The organism is Pedobacter sp. BS3 (assembly GCF_008274585.1).
Classification (GTDB): domain Bacteria; phylum Bacteroidota; class Bacteroidia; order Sphingobacteriales; family Sphingobacteriaceae; genus Hufsiella_A.
The window spans coordinates 277,188-298,504 of record NZ_VTRT01000003.1 but is presented as its reverse complement, the minus strand read 5'-3'; the positions used below and the strand labels follow the sequence as shown (position 1 = coordinate 298,504).

At 43.4% G+C, this 21,317-nt stretch carries 17 protein-coding genes; 15 read left to right on the top strand and 2 right to left on the bottom strand.

All coding sequences use genetic code 11. The annotated features are described in order from the left end of the window. Window positions 1-13: 13 nt before the first annotated feature. The 14 genes from FW774_RS10015 to fbp all read left to right on the top strand — a co-directional run bounded on the left by FW774_RS10015 (window position 14) and on the right by fbp (window position 16,221). Window positions 14-1,828 (top strand): RagB/SusD family nutrient uptake outer membrane protein, encoded by a 1,815-nt coding sequence (locus FW774_RS10015; RefSeq protein WP_149348043.1) that lies wholly within the window; start codon window positions 14-16, stop codon window positions 1,826-1,828. Between the two features lie 31 nt (window positions 1,829-1,859). Next, window positions 1,860-3,416: a calcineurin-like phosphoesterase C-terminal domain-containing protein gene (locus FW774_RS10010; RefSeq protein WP_149348042.1), complete on the top strand. Its 1,557-nt coding sequence runs from the start codon at window positions 1,860-1,862 to the stop codon at window positions 3,414-3,416. A 219-nt stretch (window positions 3,417-3,635) separates the two neighbouring features. Beyond that, entirely contained in the window at window positions 3,636-4,634 is a 999-nt protein-coding gene (locus tag FW774_RS10005; protein ID WP_149348041.1) for a LacI family DNA-binding transcriptional regulator, read from the top strand. Window positions 4,635-4,682: 48 nt separating this feature from the next. Beyond that, window positions 4,683-6,113, top strand: coding sequence for a sialate O-acetylesterase (locus FW774_RS10000; RefSeq protein ID WP_149348040.1), 1,431 nt, complete (start codon window positions 4,683-4,685; stop codon window positions 6,111-6,113). Between the two features lie 20 nt (window positions 6,114-6,133). After that, a complete protein-coding gene (locus tag FW774_RS09995; protein WP_149348387.1) occupies window positions 6,134-7,012 on the top strand; it encodes a glycerophosphodiester phosphodiesterase family protein in 879 nt (292 codons plus the stop codon). Window positions 7,013-7,241: 229 nt separating this feature from the next. After that, complete coding sequence (locus FW774_RS09990) at window positions 7,242-8,294, top strand: substrate-binding domain-containing protein (protein WP_149348039.1); 1,053 nt, start codon at window positions 7,242-7,244, stop codon at window positions 8,292-8,294. Window positions 8,295-8,320: 26 nt separating this feature from the next. Continuing rightward, complete coding sequence (locus tag FW774_RS09985) at window positions 8,321-9,847, top strand: sugar ABC transporter ATP-binding protein (protein WP_242457788.1); 1,527 nt, start codon at window positions 8,321-8,323, stop codon at window positions 9,845-9,847. Between the two features lie 45 nt (window positions 9,848-9,892). Beyond that, window positions 9,893-10,837: an ABC transporter permease gene (locus FW774_RS09980; RefSeq protein ID WP_149348038.1), complete on the top strand. Its 945-nt coding sequence runs from the start codon at window positions 9,893-9,895 to the stop codon at window positions 10,835-10,837. Between the two features lie 75 nt (window positions 10,838-10,912). Then, the gene (locus FW774_RS09975; protein WP_149348037.1) at window positions 10,913-12,370 is read left to right on the top strand and encodes a mannitol dehydrogenase family protein; all 1,458 of its coding nucleotides are present in this window, start codon (window positions 10,913-10,915) and stop codon (window positions 12,368-12,370) included. 19 nt (window positions 12,371-12,389) lie between these two features. Next, entirely contained in the window at window positions 12,390-13,310 is a 921-nt protein-coding gene (locus tag FW774_RS09970; protein WP_149348036.1) for a carbohydrate kinase family protein, read from the top strand. 257 nt (window positions 13,311-13,567) lie between these two features. Further along, complete coding sequence (locus FW774_RS09965; RefSeq protein ID WP_149348035.1) at window positions 13,568-13,951, top strand: VOC family protein; 384 nt, start codon at window positions 13,568-13,570, stop codon at window positions 13,949-13,951. After that, window positions 13,941-14,648, top strand: a complete 708-nt coding sequence (locus tag FW774_RS09960) for a tRNA1(Val) (adenine(37)-N6)-methyltransferase (protein ID WP_149348034.1) — start codon at window positions 13,941-13,943, stop codon at window positions 14,646-14,648. The genes FW774_RS09965 and FW774_RS09960 overlap by 11 nt, the downstream gene beginning before the upstream one ends. Before the next feature lie 30 nt (window positions 14,649-14,678). After that, window positions 14,679-15,170, top strand: coding sequence for a metallophosphoesterase family protein (locus FW774_RS09955; protein WP_149348033.1), 492 nt, complete (start codon window positions 14,679-14,681; stop codon window positions 15,168-15,170). 19 nt (window positions 15,171-15,189) lie between these two features. Next, the gene (gene fbp / locus FW774_RS09950; protein ID WP_149348032.1) at window positions 15,190-16,221 is read left to right on the top strand and encodes a class 1 fructose-bisphosphatase; all 1,032 of its coding nucleotides are present in this window, start codon (window positions 15,190-15,192) and stop codon (window positions 16,219-16,221) included. Window positions 16,222-16,486: 265 nt separating this feature from the next. Here the strand turns inward: fbp and FW774_RS09945 are convergent, their stop codons facing one another. Next, window positions 16,487-17,434, bottom strand: coding sequence for an MlaD family protein (locus FW774_RS09945; RefSeq protein WP_149348031.1), 948 nt, complete (start codon window positions 17,432-17,434; stop codon window positions 16,487-16,489). A gap of 191 nt (window positions 17,435-17,625) precedes the next feature. Further along, on the bottom strand, window positions 17,626-18,495 hold the full coding sequence (locus FW774_RS09940; protein WP_149348030.1) for an N-acetylmuramoyl-L-alanine amidase: 870 nt from the start codon (window positions 18,493-18,495) through the stop codon (window positions 17,626-17,628). Window positions 18,496-18,558: 63 nt separating this feature from the next. On the opposite strand from FW774_RS09940, the gene FW774_RS09935 reads away from it, so the two are divergent. After that, the gene (locus FW774_RS09935) at window positions 18,559-21,213 is read left to right on the top strand and encodes a putative LPS assembly protein LptD (RefSeq protein ID WP_317132761.1); all 2,655 of its coding nucleotides are present in this window, start codon (window positions 18,559-18,561) and stop codon (window positions 21,211-21,213) included. Window positions 21,214-21,317: the final 104 nt, after the last annotated feature.

Here is a 21,317-nt window from a genome sequence, read left to right as displayed (position 1 = left end):
TAGATATACTGTAATGAATAAGATAATTAGACATATCATGGTGGTCATGCTGATAATATCCGCTGTATCCTGTAAAAAGTTTATGGAAAGAGATACGTATGACTCCATTAGCTCGGATAATTTCTTTGAGTCTGAATCTGACCTTGAACTATATGCCAATGGCTTTCTGCAAAATATGACGCCATCCGCAACAACCATCGGCTATAATGATATCAACGCAGATTATTGTGCGGTACAGATTCCTACCGACCTGCTACGCCCTGACGGTAATGTGTCACCCGGTAACCAGGGAGGCTGGACCGAAGGATCGTGGAGCAACCTTAGAAATATTAATTATTTCTTAAACAACATGACAAAGTTAAAAGGTAAGATCAGCGATGAAGTATACAATCACTATGAAGGCGTCGGCCGGTTTTGGCGTGCCTGGTTTTACTATGACAAGGTTGCTACCTTTGGTGCGGTTCCGTTCTACGACCAGGTTATCAAATCAAATGATACGGAGGCGCTGAATAAACCCAAAGATTCCAGGGAGTTTGTAATGGATAAAATATTGGAAGATTTAGACTTTGCCTCTCAGAATTGTTCAGGAGCCGATAAATACAGCGCCGGGGGAACGGCCATAAATAAATGGGTGGCATTGGCTTTCAAATCCAGGGTTTGTTTATTTGAAGGAACCTACCGGACGTATCACCAGGTAGATCCATCTACCGGGCAAGCCTGGACGAACAGGGATGAAAATATAAAGAAGTTTTTAAGAGCCGCCATTTCCGCGTCAGAAGAGATTATGCAGTCGGGAACATTTTCTTTGGTGAATGGCAACAAGGAAACGGCTTACAGAAGCTTGTTTACTTCAGAAAAGCTCAATACCACAGAAATAATCTGGGGAAGGCAGTTTAGTAAGGGACTTTCTACATTTCATGATCTTTCCTGGGTGTATTATTCGCCTACCTACGGAAGTAAAGCGTCGCTTACCAAAAAGTTTATCAATACCTATTTGATGAAGGACGGGACGCCTTTTACTTCAAAATCAAATTATAAAACCATTACGTACAGTGATGAATTTACTGACAGGGATCTGAGGCTGGCGCAAACGGTGATATCGCCCAAGTACAGAATGACACGGAATGGGGTAAACGCTCTTTATTCACCCAGTTGGTTAACCACACGCACAGGCTATCAGCCTATAAAATGGTCAATAGATGACGATGCCGATAATATTCTTTCGCGGGCTGCAAGCTGGAACAGCTTACCCATATTAAGGTATGCAGAAGTGCTGCTAAACTACGCGGAAGCGAAAGCGGAATTAGGCGAATTGGGTATTTCTGAATGGGCTCGCTCCATTACATTATTGCGCAACAGGGCCGGAGTTACTTCTATTTATCCAACCGTTGCAGACCCTTATTTGAAAGATTATTACAAAAATACCATTTCGGACCCATTGATTTTAGAGGTGCGCCGGGAACGTGCTACCGAATTATGCCTGGAAATGGGATTACGATGGAATGATTTAATGCGCTGGCACATGGGCGACTTGTTAAATAGCAGCGATAATCCCTGGACAGGTATTTATATACCAGATCCCGGTGCGTCCTATGATTTTAATGGTGACGGAATTACTGATTTTGCCGTAAGCTCATCCGAAACGGTCAATACCGTTCCCGTAAGTTCAAGTAATGCCAATCAAACCTTCTCCTTTAATACTGATAAAAACCTGGTATGGAACTACCAGCGGGTATGGGCAGAATATAAATACCTGAAACCAATACCCACCGAAGCCATTACAAGAAATCCCAATTTGAAACAGAATTATTTGTGGGAAAATAAATAACAGAGGTTGTGCAGTTTTTAATGTAAGATTTATGAAGAGAGTAGTGTTTTTAGTTATCGGTTTTTTCTTTCTGGTGGCATGTTCTAAGCATAAAGACGCTGTAGCGCCTCCACCGGAAGAAAATCCTATAAAAACGAAGCTGGATGATAAAACCACGCTTTACGGTTTGGTAAGCGATGAAAATAATCAGCCGGTAGAAGGAGTGGTCGTTAGCGATGGCTTTACCGCAGCTAAAACAGATGATAATGGCATTTATCAGTTAGTAAGAAACAAGAAAGCGAAGTTTGTATTTTACAGCACACCGTCAGATTGTAAGGTAATGGTTGATGCAAACAACTGCCCTAAGTTTTATGAGAAACTGACAAGCAAAGACCGGTTGATTCGCCAGGATTTTTCGCTGGTTAAGCAAGCCGTTGAGAATGAATTTACCCTGTTTGCAGTAGCCGATCCGCAGTGCCGTAATGTTAACGAGCTGGCACGCTATAAAAACGAGACGCTGAAAGACATAGAGGAAGTGGTGAAGAAATATAAAAACGCGTACGCTTTTACCTTAGGCGATATTGTTTTTGATACCCCTGAGCTATGGGGTGACATGAAATCGGCCATGTCGAATAAAAGTTTGCCGTTTTTTCAAACCATTGGTAACCACGACCACTTGCAAACAGCGCCCAACGATGAGAAAAGCGTGGAGAATTACCAGGATACTTTCGGGCCTACCGATTACTCGTTCAATCGCGGGAAAACCCACGTTGTGGTAATGGACAATGTAATCTATACCGCTAAGCAGGTATATACGGGCGGTATCACAGATGAACAGTGGGAGTGGCTTAAAGAGGATTTAGCGCAGGTTCCTAAAGACAATATGGTGATTTATGCGGCCCATATACCTTTTCGAAGCGGTGGGCAATATGACCACATCGGTTATCATGATGAGATTTTAAACCTGTTGTCCACATTCTCCCAAGCCCACATCATGACCGGGCATACGCATTATCAGGCTAATTATTTACACCAGGTAAATGGTAAGCTGATTTACGAGCATATACATGGCGCTGCCTGCGGTGCGTGGTGGAATTCAACGATCTGTTCAGACGGTACGCCTAACGGCTATGCTATTTACCAGGTTAACGGTAATAACATCGTAAACTGGAAATATAAAGCAACCGGCTACGATGAGAATTATCAGATTAGAGCTTACGATGCTTCGCAAATGTACGGGCCGGCAAATAAATACACCTATATTTTTGGTGCAACAGTAAATCTTAACCTGGCCGGTAATGGGTGGGTAGTGGCCAATGTATGGAACGCAGACCCCGACTGGAAAATTGAATTATTTCAAAATGGCACAAAGGTTGGCGATATGCAAAAACGTACCACCAGGGATTTCTGGGCTACTTACTACCATCTCGAAGAACTCGGTAAGGCTAAAGGTTCGGATTTTGATAAATCGCTTGACCATTTTTATATCGGACAGATTCAGGGGCCTGTAACCGGCGCTGATATAGAGGTCAGGGCTACAGACCGGTTTGGCAACGTGTATAAAACCAACGAGCTAAAAGTAGATTATTCTAAAATAGGGGGATATTAATAATTGATTTAGGATGTCTGTAATGGGATTTTTTTAAATTTATTCACTTTTAAATCAAGTAAAGCAGCGTTTATTAGAATAATTTAAAAATGAAAAAGTTAAGTTATACAAAGCTGCTGGTGGTGACACCAGCAGCGGCAGGAAGCCATAGACGGTGTCTTCACCGTCCATTAATTAAATCTGTAAAACCGTTATATAAAATTTAAACAGGCTCCAAGTATGGCGAAAAAAATATCCATGAAAGACATTGCAGGCGAATTAGGCGTTTCTATTGCCCTGGTTTCGTATGTTTTAAATGGAAAAAATCAGAAACGGATAAATGCCGATACCGCTAAAAAGATTTTAGACCTGGCCCGTGAAAAAAACTATTTCCCCAATCAGATAGCCAAAAGCTTAAAAAACAATAAAACACATACATTGGGATTGATAGTGGCCGATATTTCTAACTTCTTTTACTCTTACATTGCCCGGTATATAGAAGACGAGGCCAACCGGTATCGGAATAATGTTTTATTTGGCAGCGCCTACGAAGACCCGGAGCGGTTTAAAAGCCTGTTGAATGTGATGATGTCCCGGCAGGTGGATGGTCTTATACTGGCAATACCCGATGGCGCCGAAGACGTTATCCCTTACCTGCAAAATCTGAATATACCCTTTGTAGTGATAGACCGGGTCTTCCCTAAGTTTCAGCACGTTACCAGTATCTGCCTGGATAACTTTAAAGCATCCGAGATGGTAGTGGAAGATTTTTTGAAACGGGGCTATAAACGCCTGGGAGCAATAGGATTAAGCACCAATCTTTTCCATCTGCATGAGCGGAAAAGAGGATTCACCGAAACAGCTCAGCGACACATCGGAAAAGAAAATGTATTTGTGTATGAAGTAGATGAATCCGATATGAACAACCGGATAGAATCGCTGATTCATAAGGCCATTTATGATGATAAAATAGATGCCCTTTGCTGTTTTACCAACAAAATTGCCATGTCTACATTGCCCATTATCCTTAAATATGGAATAGAAGTGCCAAAAAAACTGGGTATCATCTGTTACGATGAGGCCGAAGCATACCGTTTGTTCCCATACCCCTTATCGTATGTGAAACAGCCACTTAAAGACATGAGCCAATCGGCCGTACAATTTTTGGTTGATACCGGTAAAAAGCCGCAGGATGGCATCTACGAATTCCAGGGTGAATTGATAGACGTAAACGTATAGAACAGGATGAAATAGCGATTTAGAGCTAACCATAAAGAACTATTAATTATGAAACATATAAAATATGTTATAGCACTTATAGGTACATTGTTTATTGTACAAACCGGTTTTGCCCAATTACGGTTGCCGCGTTTTTTTTCTGACCATTTAGTGCTTCAGCACGATACCATTACACCGTTTTGGGGTTGGGCCAGGGCGGGCAGAGAAGTAAAGATACATGCTGGCTGGATGAAAGACACTATAAAAACCGTTGCTACAGGCGAAGCCCAATGGAAGATAAATCTGCCCACTGCCAAGCCCGGCGGGCCTTATGAAATTACGGCTGTTTCAGATGGAGATACCCTCATTTTGCGGGATGTATTGCTGGGCGAAGTGTGGATTTGTTCCGGCCAGTCCAATATGCAGCGGAACGCAGGTGATAAGCTGCAGGAAATGGTAGACAGGTTGCCCACCATCAGCAATCCCAATATCCGTTTGCTGCAAATTGCCAATATTGCCTCCGCTTATCCCCAAAGTGATGTATATAATGTCTGGATGCCCTGCGATTCAAGCTCGGCGGCCAGGTTCAGCGCCATTGGGTATTTTTTTGCTGAGAAATTGCAACAGGAGCTGAATATACCTGTGGGTATCATCAATGCCAGTTGGGGAGGTACGTCAGCAGAGGTATGGACGCCGCAGGAAGTAATTGCCGCCAATAAAGAGTTATCAGAAAAAGCGAAATTACAGGTAACAGCGCCTCGCAAGCCGAATTTGCCGGGACGGGCATGGAACAGCATGATTGCACCTTATGCAGGTTACACCATCGCAGGCGCATTATGGTACCAGGGAGAAAATAATGTGGTATCCTGGGATTCGTATGAACTTTTATTCAGTAAAATGATTGCAAAATGGCGTGAAGAATGGGGCTATAACTTCCCGTTCTACTTTGCGCAGATAGCCCCTTATACCTATAAAAACAAAGATTTGCCTAAGGCAGCTCTGCTTAGAGAAGCTCAAACCAACACCATGCTGCATAACCAGGATGTAAAAATGGTGGTCACCTCAGATTTGGTAACCAATGTGAAAGATATCCATCCAACCCGTAAAAAAGAGGTCGCTTTGCGGCTGGCGGATATCGCTTTGGCAGAACATTACAAAAAAATTAATAAAAACCCGTATTCGCCCGTATACAAATCGCACCAGGTTAAAGGAGATAAGATTATTGTAGATTTCTATTTTATGGATAATCAACATTTAGTAATCAAAGGGAAGAATGTAAATGAGCTATATATTGCCGGGGAAGATAGAAAGTTCTATCCGGCAAAAGCCAGGATAGATAAAAATAAGCTTATTGTATTTAGCGATAACGTTAAAAAACCGGTAGCGGTAAGATTTGCCTTTTCCGAAACGGCGGAAACCAATTTATATTCAAGTAACGGATTACCGGTAGCGTTATTCCGGACAGATGACTGGAACCAGTTTACCACAGCTAATCATTAGACCTATTTAACCGTAATATGATGAGAAAAAAAATAATTGCAATTGCCTTAATGCTTTCAGGAGGGTTTACAGGAAGTACGTATGCCCAGAAACTGCACACTATCAAAGTAAAGAACCTGAAAGAGCTGCAAAACTATTTCACGTATAGCCCGAAAAAAGATATTATCATCAGCGGACACCGCGGAGGGATGTTGCCCGGTTACCCGGAAAACTGTATTCCTTCTTGTGAGAAGACATTGAGCCTGATGCCTTCCTTTTTTGAGATAGACCCCCGTTTAACCAAAGACAGTGTGCTGGTGCTGATGCATGATGCTACGCTTGACCGCACCACAACCGGGAAAGGCAACGTATCGGATTATACTTATAAAGAAATTCAGCAGTTTAACCTGAAGGACAGGGAGGGAAACGTAACATCGTATAAAATCCCAACCTTAATTGAAATGCTGGATTGGGGAAAAGATAAAACCATATTCAACCTGGATAATAAGCATGTGCCCTGGGAAATGTATTCCAAACTGCTTAAAGCGCATAAATACCCTAATATCATGCTCAGCGTACGCAGCATTAAAGAAGCCTTGTTTTACTATGAGCGTAATGACGATGTCATACTCTGCGTAAAAATAAGTAACATGAACGAGTACAAGGAATTTGAACAATCAGGCATTCCGTGGAACCGGATTATGGCTTATGTTGGCCTGGCGATGGACCCGAAGCAACAGGCGGTGTATGATTTGTTGCACAAGCACGGCGTGATGTGTATGTCGTCTGTTCCGTCAACATTGGATAAGCTGCCGCCTAAGCAAAGGAAAGCAGGATACCTGAAAGAAATAGCCAATAAACCGGATATTATTGAAACCGATTATCCGTCGCTATTTATAGGATTACCTTTAAAGAAGTGAATTTAATGAAGGTATACAATAATAAATCGCTGTGGCGAGTGTCTTCACCCTCCACCACATTAAGAATTTTAGTGCTGTTAAATATCCAAACGTCATAGGTTTTAAAGACCTATGACGTTTAAAAACCAATTTCGAATTAACAATGCCAGTTTATTTTTATGTTGCTCATTTTAAATGAGTTGGCTATTTGACTTTTAACTTTTGACTTTCAACTTTTAACTTAAATATTATGCAAATCGCAAATTTTCTAAAACGAGGGCTGTCTGTAAAGCAGAACTTCCTGTGTGTGCTGGCTCTGGTATTGTTGTACGGTTTAACAGCCTGTAATTCCAAACCAGGCGATTCACAGAATCAATCCGGTGAAGCCGCTGTAACCAGTAAAAAAGACCTTTCGCACATTAAAGTAGGGTATTGTACGCCATCGCTCAATGCGTCCTTTTATGTGGCTTTATCAAAATCCATACAGAACAGCGTGGAAGGTTATGGAATGAAGTTCATATCCGTAGATGGCCAGGGAGATATCACCAAGCAAATTACAGGCGTTGAAGACCTGATAGCCAAAGGAGTGGATGTGTTAATTATCAATCCGTTGGACCCCAAAGCGTTGGTTCCCTCTGTGAATGCGGCTGTAAAAAGCGGTTTGCCGGTATTTATTGTAGATAGTTACATCGAGCCATCAGCCCGTTACATTACCTCTGTGCTGGCAGATAACCAGGGTAACGGCGAACTGGTGGGCGAATGGATAGCCAACAAACTGGGCAAAACCAAAATTAAGGCGGCTATTATAAGCGGCGCACAAGGCAATCCGGTAGGCAAGGAAAAACGGCTTGGATTTGTACGTGGCATCGCCGAAACCCAGCTGCGTACCCTCGGTTATACCGATTTCAGCATTGTTTCGCAGGGATGGGGCGGTTGGTCCAATAATGGCGGGCTGAAAGCGATGGAAGATATTCTGGCTGCCCATCCGGATATTAACGTACTAATGGCCGAAAACGATGCCATGGCAATGGGCGCAATGAAAGCGGCGCAGGAAGCGGGCAAAGCCGATAATATGCTTATTGTTGGTTTCGACGGACAAAAAGAAGCGCTGGAATTAATAAAACAAGGCAAATACGGAGCAACGGCGCTTAACAGTCCGATAGGGTTAGGTAAGCTGGTTACCGAATCAGTAGTAAAGTATTTAAACGGCGATAAATACCTGGATAAGGTCATTTATACACCTTCGGTGCTTATCTCAAAAGAAGAAGTTAACAAGTTTTATGACCCGAAATCTATATTTTAATATCCCGGCCAGTAATTTATAAACCTATGGACATGCTTCATGACCAATTAGTGAACAGGGTAGAACTGAGCAATATTTCCAAGTCATTTGGCGGTGTTGCCGCGTTAAAAGATGTTACGTTAAAGGCTTTACCCGGTGAGATTCATGCCCTGATGGGAGAGAACGGCGCCGGTAAATCAACGCTGATGAAAATCCTTTCCGGCGCACATCAGAAAGATGGCGGCAGGATAGCGATAGATGGTGAGGAAGTACACATTAAAAACACGCATGATAGTAAAAAACTGGGTATCGGGATTATCTACCAGGAATTTTCACTGGTGCCCGAGCTGTCTGTAGCCGAAAATGTTTTTCTGAATCGGTTAAGCGAACATGGCGTGTGGATGAAGTGGAATAGCCTGAAGAAAGAAGCCGCGGAACTGATACAAAGCATTGGTTTTAACATAAATCCTTCGGCAAAAGTGGCTAACCTGAGCATTGCCCAGCAGCAGATTGTTGAAATAGCGAAAGCCTTGTCAGAAAAGGTGAAGGTATTGATATTAGACGAGCCGTCCGCGGTTTTAGGGCCTAACGAAGTGCAAAAGCTGTTTGATATATTGCTTAAGCTCAAAAAGGAAGGCGTTACCATTATTTATATCTCGCATCACTTAAGTGAAATCTTCCAGATAGCCGACCGTGTGACTGTATTAAAAGATGGTAAATCATCAGAGAGCCTGAACGTGGCGGAAACAGACCGGGATGCCATCATAAAACTGATGCTGGGCCGGTCGCTGGATGCCATGTTTCCTCCTCGCAAACCGGTTATCGGAAACGAAGTGCTGCGGGTTGAGCATATTCAATCTGATAAAGTGAAAGATGTTTCATTAACCGTAAAGGCGGGTGAGGTACTCGGTATTGCCGGGTTAGTAGGCAGCGGTCGTACCGAAGTGGTAAGAGCCATATTCGCCGCCGATAAAAAGCAAAAAGGCAGTGTGTTTTTACATGGGCGGAAAGTCCGGTTGAGAAATCCGCACCAGGCAGTTGAAAAAGGCATTGGAATGGTTCCCGAAGACCGTAAACAACAGGGCGTTATTCTTTCGCTTTCCATTAAACAGAATATCAGCCTCGCTAATCTTGCCGGTGTTACCGGTAAGCTGGGTTTTATCCGCAGTAACAAGGAAAGCGCTCATGTGCAGCAACTGATTAAAAAGCTGCTTATTAAAACACAACACGAGGATATACCGGCAGGTCAGTTGAGCGGTGGAAACCAGCAGAAAGTAGTGCTGGCGAAATGGTTTAACCGCGATTGCCATGTTATTATTATTGACGAGCCGACTCGCGGCGTTGACGTAGGCGCTAAAACCGAGATTTATAACCTGATAAATGAGCTTGCCGGCAGGGGAGTAGCAATCCTGGTTATCTCTTCAGAAACAGCAGAGCTGATGGGCATCTGCGACCGGATATTGGTTATGCGGGATGGACAGGTACATGGAGAACTGGAGAAACATGAGTTTACAGAAGAGCATATTTTACGCTACGCCATTGGTGCAGACCGGCAGCCACTATCGACAAATTAACGAACTGAACCACCTTAGACCAATTGATTAACCTGTATTATAAATATGAAAAGCAGCTTAAAAAGAACGATACATTTTATTATAAAGCACAATACCATTATTATTTTCCTGCTGATGTTGGTGCTGTCGGCATTAGCCTCAAATGCGTTTTTTACGCCCAACAACCTTGCTAACCTAATCAGGCAGGTTGCGCCTGTAGGGATAATCAGCATGGGGATGCTGCTGGTCATTTTAACCGGCGGTATCGACCTTTCGGTGGGTTCAATAGTAGCCATGATTGGCGTATTATGTGCCTTGTTTACACAAAGCATGTCATTACCATTAGCAATCGTGGCATCCTTATTAGCCGGGATAGTAGTAGGCAGTATTTCAGGTTACCTGGTGTCTGTTCAGAAAATGGCGCCCTTTATCGCAACGCTGGCCTTAATGACCATTGTTCGCGGCCTGGGCTTTATCTTTTCAAAGGGAGCGCCCGTTATGGTTGCAGATTCAGCTTCGGCGCTGACAGATTTCGGCAGTGGCAGTCTTTTGGGAATCCCTAACCCGGCCATTATTTTGTTCCTGGTATTCGGTATCACGGCAGTGCTGTTAAAGTACAATATTTACGGACGCATCCTCATCGCTATTGGAAGTAATGAAGAAGCGGTACGTTTGTCCGGTATCAAAGTACCGGTTTATAAATTCAGCGTATACGCGATTATCGGCGGACTGGCGGCCATATCGGGTATGATAGGTACGGCCCGCACCGGTGTAGGTTCGCCTAATATCGGTATTGGTCTGGAGCTGGATGTGATAGCCGCTGTGGTAATTGGCGGCACCAGCCTGATGGGTGGTAAAGGTTCTGCGCTGAATACCTTTTTAGGCGTATTGATTTTAGGCATGATAGGCAATATCATGAACCTGATGGATATCGCATCGTATTCTCAGCAGGTTATCAAGGGATTGATTATTATCCTGGCTGTATTGCTGCAACGTTTCCAGGAAAAATAATATACCAGCAGGGTACGATTATTTTTCGCCCTTGCCGGTTTTGAATTTTAACTTTTGACTTTTGAATTAACACTCATGATTAAACTTAATGCGGCCAATCTTGCCTCGCTTCCTTCGGAAGTTGAAGTGCCGGCATATAACCGCTCAGAAATAAAAACAGGAATTGTTCATATTGGTATTGGCGGTTTTCATCGTGCTCATCAGGCATTATATACCGATGAAGCATTACAGCAAGGCCAGTGCAATTGGGGCATCTGCGGTATAGCGTTGCTAAATGCCGATAAAAAAATATACGATATCTTAACTGCACAGGATGGATTATATACGCTGGTAATCACTAATCCCGATGGTTCACAAGCTGTCCGGGTAATTGGTTCTATTGTAGAATGCTTGTTTGCACCCGGAAATCCGAATGCCGTGATAGAGAAAATGTCCGACCCGGATATTAAAATCATTACATTAACCATTACCGAAGGCGGCTATAATTTTAACCCGTCAACCGGCGAGTTTCAGTTTGAAACGCCGGCAATACAATGGGATTTAACGTATCCCGAACAGCCCACAACTGTTTTTGGTTACCTGGCTGCCGCGTTAAAACGTCGTAAAGACAAGCGATTGCGGGGAATAACTATCCAATCGTGCGATAATATCCAGCACAATGGTGATGTCGCTAAGCGGATGCTTTTAGCTTATTTGAGTAAAGCTGACCCCAAGCTGATGGCTTGGGTAGAAAGGGAAGTGACGTTTCCCAACAGCATGGTAGACCGCATTACACCCGTTACAACTCCGGCAGATATTGAAAATCTCAAAAAAAATTACGGTATAGACGATGCCTGGCCTGTAGTATGCGAACCTTTCAGGCAATGGATTATTGAAGATAAATTCAGTAACGGGCGTCCGGATTGGAGCGGTGAAGGAGTACAATTTGTTCCCGATGTAACCCCGTATGAGAAGATGAAGATACGGATTTTAAATGGCGGGCATAGTTTAACCGGCTTTCTGGGAACGTTGTTTGGCTATACCTATGTGCATGAAGCCATTCAGAATCAAACCATCCGGCAACTGTTAGAGCGCTTTATCAGCGATGAAGTAATTCCGGTTTTGGATGAAGTTCCCGGGATTGATTTTTCTGCATATCAGCAGGTTATTGTCGAGCGCTTTGGTAATCCGTTTATCAAGGATCAGCTTACCCGCATCATTTCCCAATCATCGGCTAAAATCCCTAAATTTATTTTGCCTACGCTGAATGAGCAACTGGAAAAAGATGGCCCAATTATATTACAGTGCCTGTTAATTGCTATGTGGTGCTATTATCTTGAAAATACTCCGACTGTTGAGATACAGGATGATATGCGGGAAATAATACAGCAAAAAGCCCGTGAATCGGTTTCCGGCGATCCCCTTGCTTTCCTGAAATTACCGGTACTATTTGGTGAACTGTCAGGTTCAGAGCGTGTTACCGAAACATACCTGGAATTACTAACATCCATCAGGAAACAGGGCATCAAAAGAACAGTTGAACAAATGCAATAAAAGCGTTAGATAGTATTTTATGCAATCAAAAAATCCGCATATCGTATGTTTCGGCGAGGTACTTTGGGATAACCTGCCTTCCGGAAAAAAACCGGGTGGTGCGCCCATGAATGTCGCTTATCATTTAACCAGGTCGGGTGTTTCGGCCAGCCTGATCAGCAGGGTTGGTCATGATGCAAATGGTAAGGAATTGCTACAGGTATTGCATCAATTGGATTTAAATACAACATATTGCCAGGTAGATGATTTACAGTCCACTTCTACCGTAGAGGTAGTGATTACACCGGATAATGAAGTAACGTATGATATTGTATTCCCGGTAGCCTGGGATTACATTCAATATGAAAACCGGTTTGAAGAACTGATAAAAAAATCGGATGCCTTTGTGTTTGGCAGCCTGGCCGGGAGAAATGAGGTAACACGGGCAACATTGAACAAGCTGCTGAATTTATCGGCTTTTAACGTGTTTGACGTTAACCTGCGACCTCCGTTTTATGAACAGGCATATATCACTTCTTTGCTGGCAAAAACCAATCTGCTCAAACTGAATCTTTATGAGTTAAACCTGCTTACAGGCTGGTATGGCGATTCAGATAGTAATGAACCAGATAAAGTGAGATTGTTACAGGAAAAATTCGCCATTAGCGAGATTATTGTGACCAAAGGCGGTAAAGGCGCTTCGTATTATAAAGGCGGTAAGGTATATCATAGTCCTGCTTATCAAATAGCGGTAAAAGATACCGTTGGCAGCGGCGATTCCTTTCTGGCCGCTTTTCTATCAAAGCAATTAATGGGCGAAACTCCCGAACATATACTGGAATTTGCTTCCGCCGTGGCCGCTTTTGTTACCACGCAGGCAGGAGCGTGTCCGCCGTATACACCAGCCGATGTCAAAAAATTTATAGACAATACGGCTTCACTGAAGACTGTGATTTCTTAGCATAAGTTATCCATAACCCCTAACGCCCCGGTTTGTGTCTTCACGAACCGGTATAAGAAAAGCTTCGTGAAGACACGAAGCTTGGCCCCCGGTTTTCCATATATAACAGTTCGTCCTGACCCGTATGTACGGGAGTAGGACTTATAGCTGTTGATCCCGAATTACTCAGGATCAACATAACAAAAGGAATTTGTCGTGCACTCGCAATGAACATCCTCCCGGGATTTTTTTACTTTTGGCGTTTGGTTCTCCGGATCATGTTCAATTGCATTCATCATATCGCCATTATTTGTTCCGATTACGCAGTTTCGAAGCATTTTTATACAGACATATTGGGTCTGAAAATAAAAAATGAGGAATATCGGCAGGATAGAAATTCCTTTAAGCTGGATCTGGAGGTTGGCGGCATATACCAGATAGAATTATTTTCATTTCCCGAACCACCTAAACGTCCGTCACGACCGGAAACAACTGGTTTACGTCACCTGGCGTTTGAGGTGGATAATCTGGATATCGTTATCGAACAACTGAACAGGAAAGGCGTGATTACCGAGCCGGTAAGAATTGATGAATGTACCGGAAAGCGTTTTACCTTTTTCGCAGATCCTGACGGATTGCCTTTGGAGTTATATGAAAAATGAGCTGTTCCGGTTTAAGCAATTTTCGGTAGACCAGGCACATTGTCCCATGAAGATCAATACGGACGGTGTTTTGCTTGGTGCGATGGCTCATCATCCGTCTCCCCGGCAGATACTTGATATCGGAACCGGAACCGGTGTTATTGCCCTGATGCTGGCACAGCGTTTTCTGGCAGCGCAGGTAGAAGCTGTAGAAATTGATGCGCAGGCCGCAGATACGGCAAATCGTAATTTTGAAAATTCCGGTTTTGTCAATCGCCCGGTTGTATACCACATATCATTTGAAGATTTTAGCGCCGCTAAGAAATACGATCTGATCGTTTCAAACCCTCCGTTTTTTGTCAACGATTTAAAAAATCCCGATGTACGGAAAACAACAGCAAGGCACACCAATGAATCGTTTTTTCAGTGCCTTTTACAGAAATCAGCCGCAATGCTCAACGAAGGAGGGGAGCTATGGCTGATTTTGCCGGTAAAGCAGGCAGAGAAGATCATAGCTGACGCTTCAGGACTCGGATTGGTATTAGCTGAACGGATTCAGGTTCATTCCGATGTTTCAAAACCGGCTTTCAGGCAAATATGTTGTTTCAGTAACCGGAACGAAGATTTTACAGAACAGGATTTTATGATTTACCAGTCGCACAGCGCCTATACCGAAGCTTATAAGCAACTGTTAAAAGATTTTTTTCTGATCTTTTAATCGATAATTTTTGAATTTTAACTTTTGACTTTGAAAAAGATAGGATTAATTTCTGATACGCACGGTTATTTAGACGACGCCGTTTTTAAGCACTTTGAGCATTGCGATGAAATATGGCATGCCGGGGACTTTGGTCCGGACGTAGCGGAAAAGCTCGCGGCTTTCAAACCCTTGCGGGGCGTGTACGGTAATATTGACGGAAAAAATATCCGGATTCATTACCCGGAGCACCTTCGTTTTAATTGCGAACTGGTGGATGTGTGGATGACGCACATTGGCGGTTATCCCGGAAAATATAACCCCGCAATCCGTGAAGAAATCTACGCAAATCCGCCAAAGTTGTTTGTGTGCGGACACTCGCATATTTTAAAGGTTATGTACGATAAAAAAATCGGTTGTTTACACTTAAATCCAGGCGCCGCCGGAAAGCATGGTTGGCAAAAAGTGCGTACATTGCTTCGTTTTTGCGTTTCTGAAGAAAAAATCCATACCTTAGAGGCCATAGAATTAGCCAATAGATAATGTATAAAATACACTAAGTATGTCTGGATTTGTAACGTTAGGTCAGTTTATCATAGAAAAACAAGCCGAATTTCCGTATGCCAAAGGCGAGCTGTCACGCCTGCTTCGCGATATAGGAATTGCCGCCAAAGTTGTTAACCGTGAAATTAATAAAGCCGGCTTGGTTAATGATATTCTCGGCGATGTGGGTACAGTGAATGTTCAGGGTGAAATGCAGAAAAAGCTGGATGTATATGCCAATGATCATTTTATCGGTGCCCTTACCAGTGGCGGCGAATGTTGCATGGTAGTTTCTGAAGAAAACGAGGAAGTGAATCATATCGAGTCGCCGGTTTCAAAAAATGCTAAATACATTGTGGCTATCGATCCGCTTGACGGTTCTTCGAATATCGATGTAAATGTAGCTGTTGGTACTATTTTTTCGATCTACCGGCGTAAATCTGTTGAAGGCAGGCCAACAATGGAAGATGTATTACAAAAGGGAACAGAGCAGGTTGCGGCGGGTTATATTGTATACGGATCATCAACCATGCTGGTTTATACCACCGGTTGTGGCGTCAATGGCTTTACGCTCGATCCCTCTATCGGCGAGTTTTGCCTTTCGCACCCCAATATGAAAATCCCGAAAGATGGCACCATTTATTCCATTAATGAAGGTAATTATAAGTGTTTCCCGGATGGTGTGAAAAAGTATATTAAATATTGCCAGGAGGAAGATCCCGCCACGCACCGGCCGTATACCTCACGCTATATTGGCTCAATGATAGCCGATCTGCACCGTAATATGATAAAAGGAGGAATTTATATTTATCCCACAACAGCACATGCCCCGCAGGGCAAGCTGCGCCTGGTTTATGAGTGTAACCCGATGGCGTTTATACTGGAGCAGGCAGGCGGTCGTGCAACTAATGGGTATCAGCGTATTCTCGATATGGAAGTCACCGAGCTGCACCAGCGTGCATCTATTTTTGCAGGATCTGAAAATATGGTGTTGTTAGCAGAGGAATATATGCGTCAGTACTCGCCTTTGGAAAAAGCAGTGCTGTGTTGAGATTATAGTCCGAAAGTCAGGAAGACCGAAAGTCCGGAAGCGGGAATAAAAGTGATACGTTTTAAGTGGCTTATGGTTCATAGTTCATAGCTGATAGTAGTCTGAAAGTCGGAAAAGGCCAAAAGTCCGGAAGCGACACATAACGCTAATCAGCCCAACCAACTAACAAACTATTGCAAAGTTTTAATTATAAATAGTCTTGTTGATGCGTTTTTACATTATCGATTTTTAATGCGTTGACTATTTGAATTTTGACTTACACTCGCTACCTATCCTTTCCACCGCCAAAAACAGAGAAGCTTACATAGCGTTTCGGATGGGCTTTCAGGTCGATCATCAGGTTGTTCAGGTTTTCGGCAGAATGATTCAGGTTTTCATAAAGCCGTTTATCATTAATTAACTGACCTAATGAGCCTTCGCCACGATTGATTTTATCCACAGCCGTCTGCATATCGGCAACAGCCTTATTGGCACTGTTAATGGTTTGTGAAAAATCCGCCCGGGCAACCTGGTCGGTTATCTGGTTAAGGTTGCTCATAATAGCCGATATTTTCTGGTTATTTTCCTTGAAATTACTGGATATGGATTCCAGGTTGGCTATGATGGCTGCAATGTGGTCGCTTTGTGTACCCACCATATTGTCCACCTTTTTGGTAGTACCTTCCAGCGTTTCGAGCATGTGTGCTATACTGGCAAAGCTCCTGTTAAAGTTGCGCTGAAAATCAGGGCTTAAGGTTTCGTTAACTGAAGTAAGAATAGAATCCACACGACTGACCATTACTTCCGCTTTTTTCTGTACAGGCTCAACCTGTTCCAGCAGGTTTTTCTGGATGTTGGCTTTCAGTGTATCACCGCTTTTTACGTAATCAGTACTGTTACCCAGGTCAAATACAATGGCCTTGCTGCCCAGCAGGTCGGTGCTGGCTAAACGGGCCACAGTATTTTTCGGGATCTCATATTTAGGATCAACTTTTAACTGTACCAGGATAGCGCCGTCGGGTTGTAACAGCATTTGCGACACGCGGCCAACCTGGAAACCGTTAATCAGTACCGGTTTTGATACGGCCAGGCCGTCTACACGCTCGTATTTTGCGTACAGGTCGTTTTCGCTGGTGAATATTTCGTTTCCCTTTAAAAAGCTGTATCCTAAAATTAATATGGTGATAGCTACAGCGGTTAAAACGCCTACTTTGGTTTCGTTTGTTATTTTCACAAAATATGAGTTATATAATTAATTAAATGATTGTTGTTTTATTCAGCCTCACAATCTGCCCCCGCCTTACCGACCTATAAGTTTATTTTTTATATTGTTGATTAAAATATAGTTATGTGTTTTTGTCCCGAATAGTCGAGATTTTGCTGTACTCAACTTTTTACTTTTGAATTTTTACTTTTGACTTGACATTAGTTTATTTCTACTTGTTTTTTATATGCCTGGATTGCGTTTAACAAACAAGACACAATTTCGTTTTGACCGCTCTCTGAATTCATATAATCCTCTTCTTCCGGGTTGCTGATAAAGCCGATTTCGGTCAATACCGCAGGCATTCCGGCACGAGCCAGTACAGCCAGACTTTTTTCCTGCACACCACGATCAATACGCCCAACCTTAACATATTCCTGCTGTATCAGCGATGCCAGCTTAATGCTCTGGTCTCTGAACGTATTTTTCATCAGCGAAAGCATAATGATACTTTCCGGGTCTTTCGGATCATATCCATCATATTTATCCTGGTAATCATTTTCCAGTAAGATAGAAGCATTTTCACGTAGTACCACATCCTGCTCATCCAAACGGCCAAAGCCCGATACAAACGTCTCTACACCATGAGTAGAAGTACTTTTGCTGTAAACTGTCTTATATCGTGTGATCTTCCGGCCACGCTTATCGCGATAGTAACCGTTAGCCACTTTACGTGATATCACCGGCATATCGTTACAGTGTATCGATATAAACAGGTCAGCCTTTACCCGGTTTGCAATCCCGATACGTTCGTACAAAGGTATAAAAACATCCTCTGTGCGGGTATAAATTACTTTTACATCCTTTAAATTGGCTTCTATCGCTTTGCCCAGGTTAAGTGCGGTTTTCAGGGCAACGTCTTTCTCTTTAGAATAAACACCGTGGGTTGAGCCATCTTTTCCGCCGTGCCCGGCATCAATTACGATGGTCTTTATACGATAAGTGTCTGTTGGTGAGTTATTAGAAAATGATGTTAATGGAAGGATTGCAAATAAACACACGAAACCATAAATCAATCTTTTCAATGGCATTATTTTCATTAATTTTGGCGGATTTGAAAACTATTATTGCAAAAATAATATTCAGCACCGAATTTGAAATTTATTAATGTTTTTTTTGTGCGAAGCGCTGTCCTGCTGGTTTTACTGTTAATGAGTGTAATGCACCTGTTTTCGCAAACGCAGTCTGCGCAAACAACCGTTCAGGATACGGTTAAGCCAGATAAGCGCCTGATACTTGCTGATACCGTAAAAATGGCAGGCACAGATACCGTGAAGGCAGATTCGGTAAAGGGAAACGTAAAAACAGCTACCGGCTTAAATACCGAGGTAAAATACAGCGCCGAAGATTCTATCAGGTTCGATAAGGTAAACAGTATTGTATACCTGTACGGGAAAGCCCGTATTACCTATGAGGATTTTGAGCTGGATGCCAATTATATTGAGCTGAAACAAAAAGAAAATCTGGTTTTTGCCCGTGGCGTTGTTGACGATAAGACGAAGCATTATACCGGGCGACCCATATTTAAACAGGGCGAGGAGCCGCCCGCCGCAACAGATTCGCTGTATTTCAATTTCAAAACCAAGAAAGGTAAAACGTATGGCGTTGCCAGCGAGGTAGAAGGGGGATATATTCAGGCCGGTCAGTCCAAAAAGAACCAGTATGGCGAAATATCCATTAAGGATGCTATTTACACCACTTGTAACCTGCCGCATCCGCATTTCGGTATTCATATTGTCAAAGGGGTGGTTACCGAAAAGCAGATTGTAACCGGACCGGCATACCTGGTTATTGAAGACATTCCGATTCCGGCGGCTATACCGTTTGGCTTTTTTCCTAAAACCAATAAACGTACTTCGGGACTGCTGTTCCCCACATTTGGCGAAGACGGCGCCCGTGGATTTTACATGCGTGATCTGGGCTGGTATCTGGGTTTGAGTGATTATTGGGATGCCGAGATTCGCGGAACGCTTTACAGCAAAGGTTCATACGAAGGAAGCGTACTGGCCCGATATCGTAAAAATTATAAATATGATGGAACGGTAAACGTCCATTACGCGGCTATTAAAAGTGGGATTGAAGGTACGCCAAGCAATAAAGCGTCCCGGCAGTTTAACATCCAGTGGAGCCATAGCCAGCGGCAGGAGGCTAACCCCGGAACAACCTTCAGCGCAAGCGTAAACGTAGGAACCAGCCAGTATTTCCAGACTACGGCGGCCGGCGGTACATACGATATCGACCAGCTTACGCGGAACAGTCTTTCATCCAGTATTGCCTATGGTAAGGTGTTTGCCAATGGTTTGTTCAACTTTACATCCAGCCTTAGCCATAGCCAGGACTTACAGGCGCATACGGTGAATCTGCAACTGCCCCAGTTCAGCCTGAACATGAGCACCATTAACCCTTTTGATAAGAAGGACAGGGTTGGCGAGCAAAAATGGTATCAGCGTATCTCTGTAGGCTATAGCATGCAGGGAAGCAACAGCATAGCCACCTATGATAGTCTGCTGTTTAAAAAAGGCTTTTTGAGCCGTTTCCAGAACGGTATTCAGCACAATATCCCGGTAAGCTTATCGCTTAACGTGCTTAAGTATTTACAATTTAACAGCAGCGTAAACTATACCGAACGCTGGTATCTGCAAACATACCGGCAACGCCGTTTATTTGCACCGGCCAACACGGATGTTCGCGACACCATCTCAGGCTTTAGCCGGGCTTATAATTATTCTATCAGCTCGGGCTTTTCAACCAAAATTTATGGGATGAAGAACTTTAAAAAAGGTAACCTGGTAGCTATCAGGCACGTCATTACACCTTCAGCCAGTTTTGTGTACACCCCTGATTTTGGTGCCGACCGGTACGGTTTTTACCGTGATAAGGTGATAGACCCGGCAGGAACCATCCAACGATACTCCATTTATGACGGTGCTATATTTGGTGGCCCAGGCATGGGGCGACAGGCTGGTATCAGCTTTTCGGTAGATAACAACATTGAGGCAAAAGTGAAGGCTAAGGCCGATACCGCCGCAGAAAAGTTTGAGAAAATTCCCATTCTGCAGGGATTATCCTTTAGTGGAAATTACAATTTCGTAGCCGATTCATTTAAACTGTCTACCATCTCTTTTTCGGGAAGAACTGCTTTCTTTAAGCAAAAATTCGGCGTGAACTTTTACGGAACCTTTGACCCTTATGAGATTAATTCTGCCGGAACACGTATCAACAAGTATGCCTTATCCGATGGTAAGCTGGCCCGCTTGACTAACTTCGGTTTGTCGTTCGATTTCAGTTTCAACTCCGAAGCCGCCAAAAGCAAGAACAGTGCTACCGAGCAGATGAAGCAGGGAACAATGAATCCGCAATTATCCGAAGCGCTGGCCCGCATAAGCCGTGACCCGAATGCGTTTGTTGATTTCAATATCCCATGGAATATATCGGCATCGTACAGCTTTAATTACAGCAACCCGGGACTGGCCGCCTATCGAACGATAACCAATACGCTGAATTTTTCCGGGGATTTTAACGTGACGCCCAAATGGAAGGTGCAATACACTTCGGGATTCGACTTTCAGCAGCATAAAATAAGCCTTACGCAGTTTTCTATTTACCGCGACCTCCATTGTTGGGATTTATCCATGCGCTGGGTTCCGTTCGGCCCATATCGCAGTTACAGCATTGACCTGCGGGTAAAAGCGTCTATCTTACAAGATTTGAAGCTGAACCGCCGCCGCGATTACTTTAATAATTATTGATAGCGGATAGCTTATAGTTCATGGTTCATAGCTTATAGTCCGGAGGCCGGGAAAGTCAGCAAAGACCGGAAGCAATATTAATTGATAGTTGATAACTGACAGTT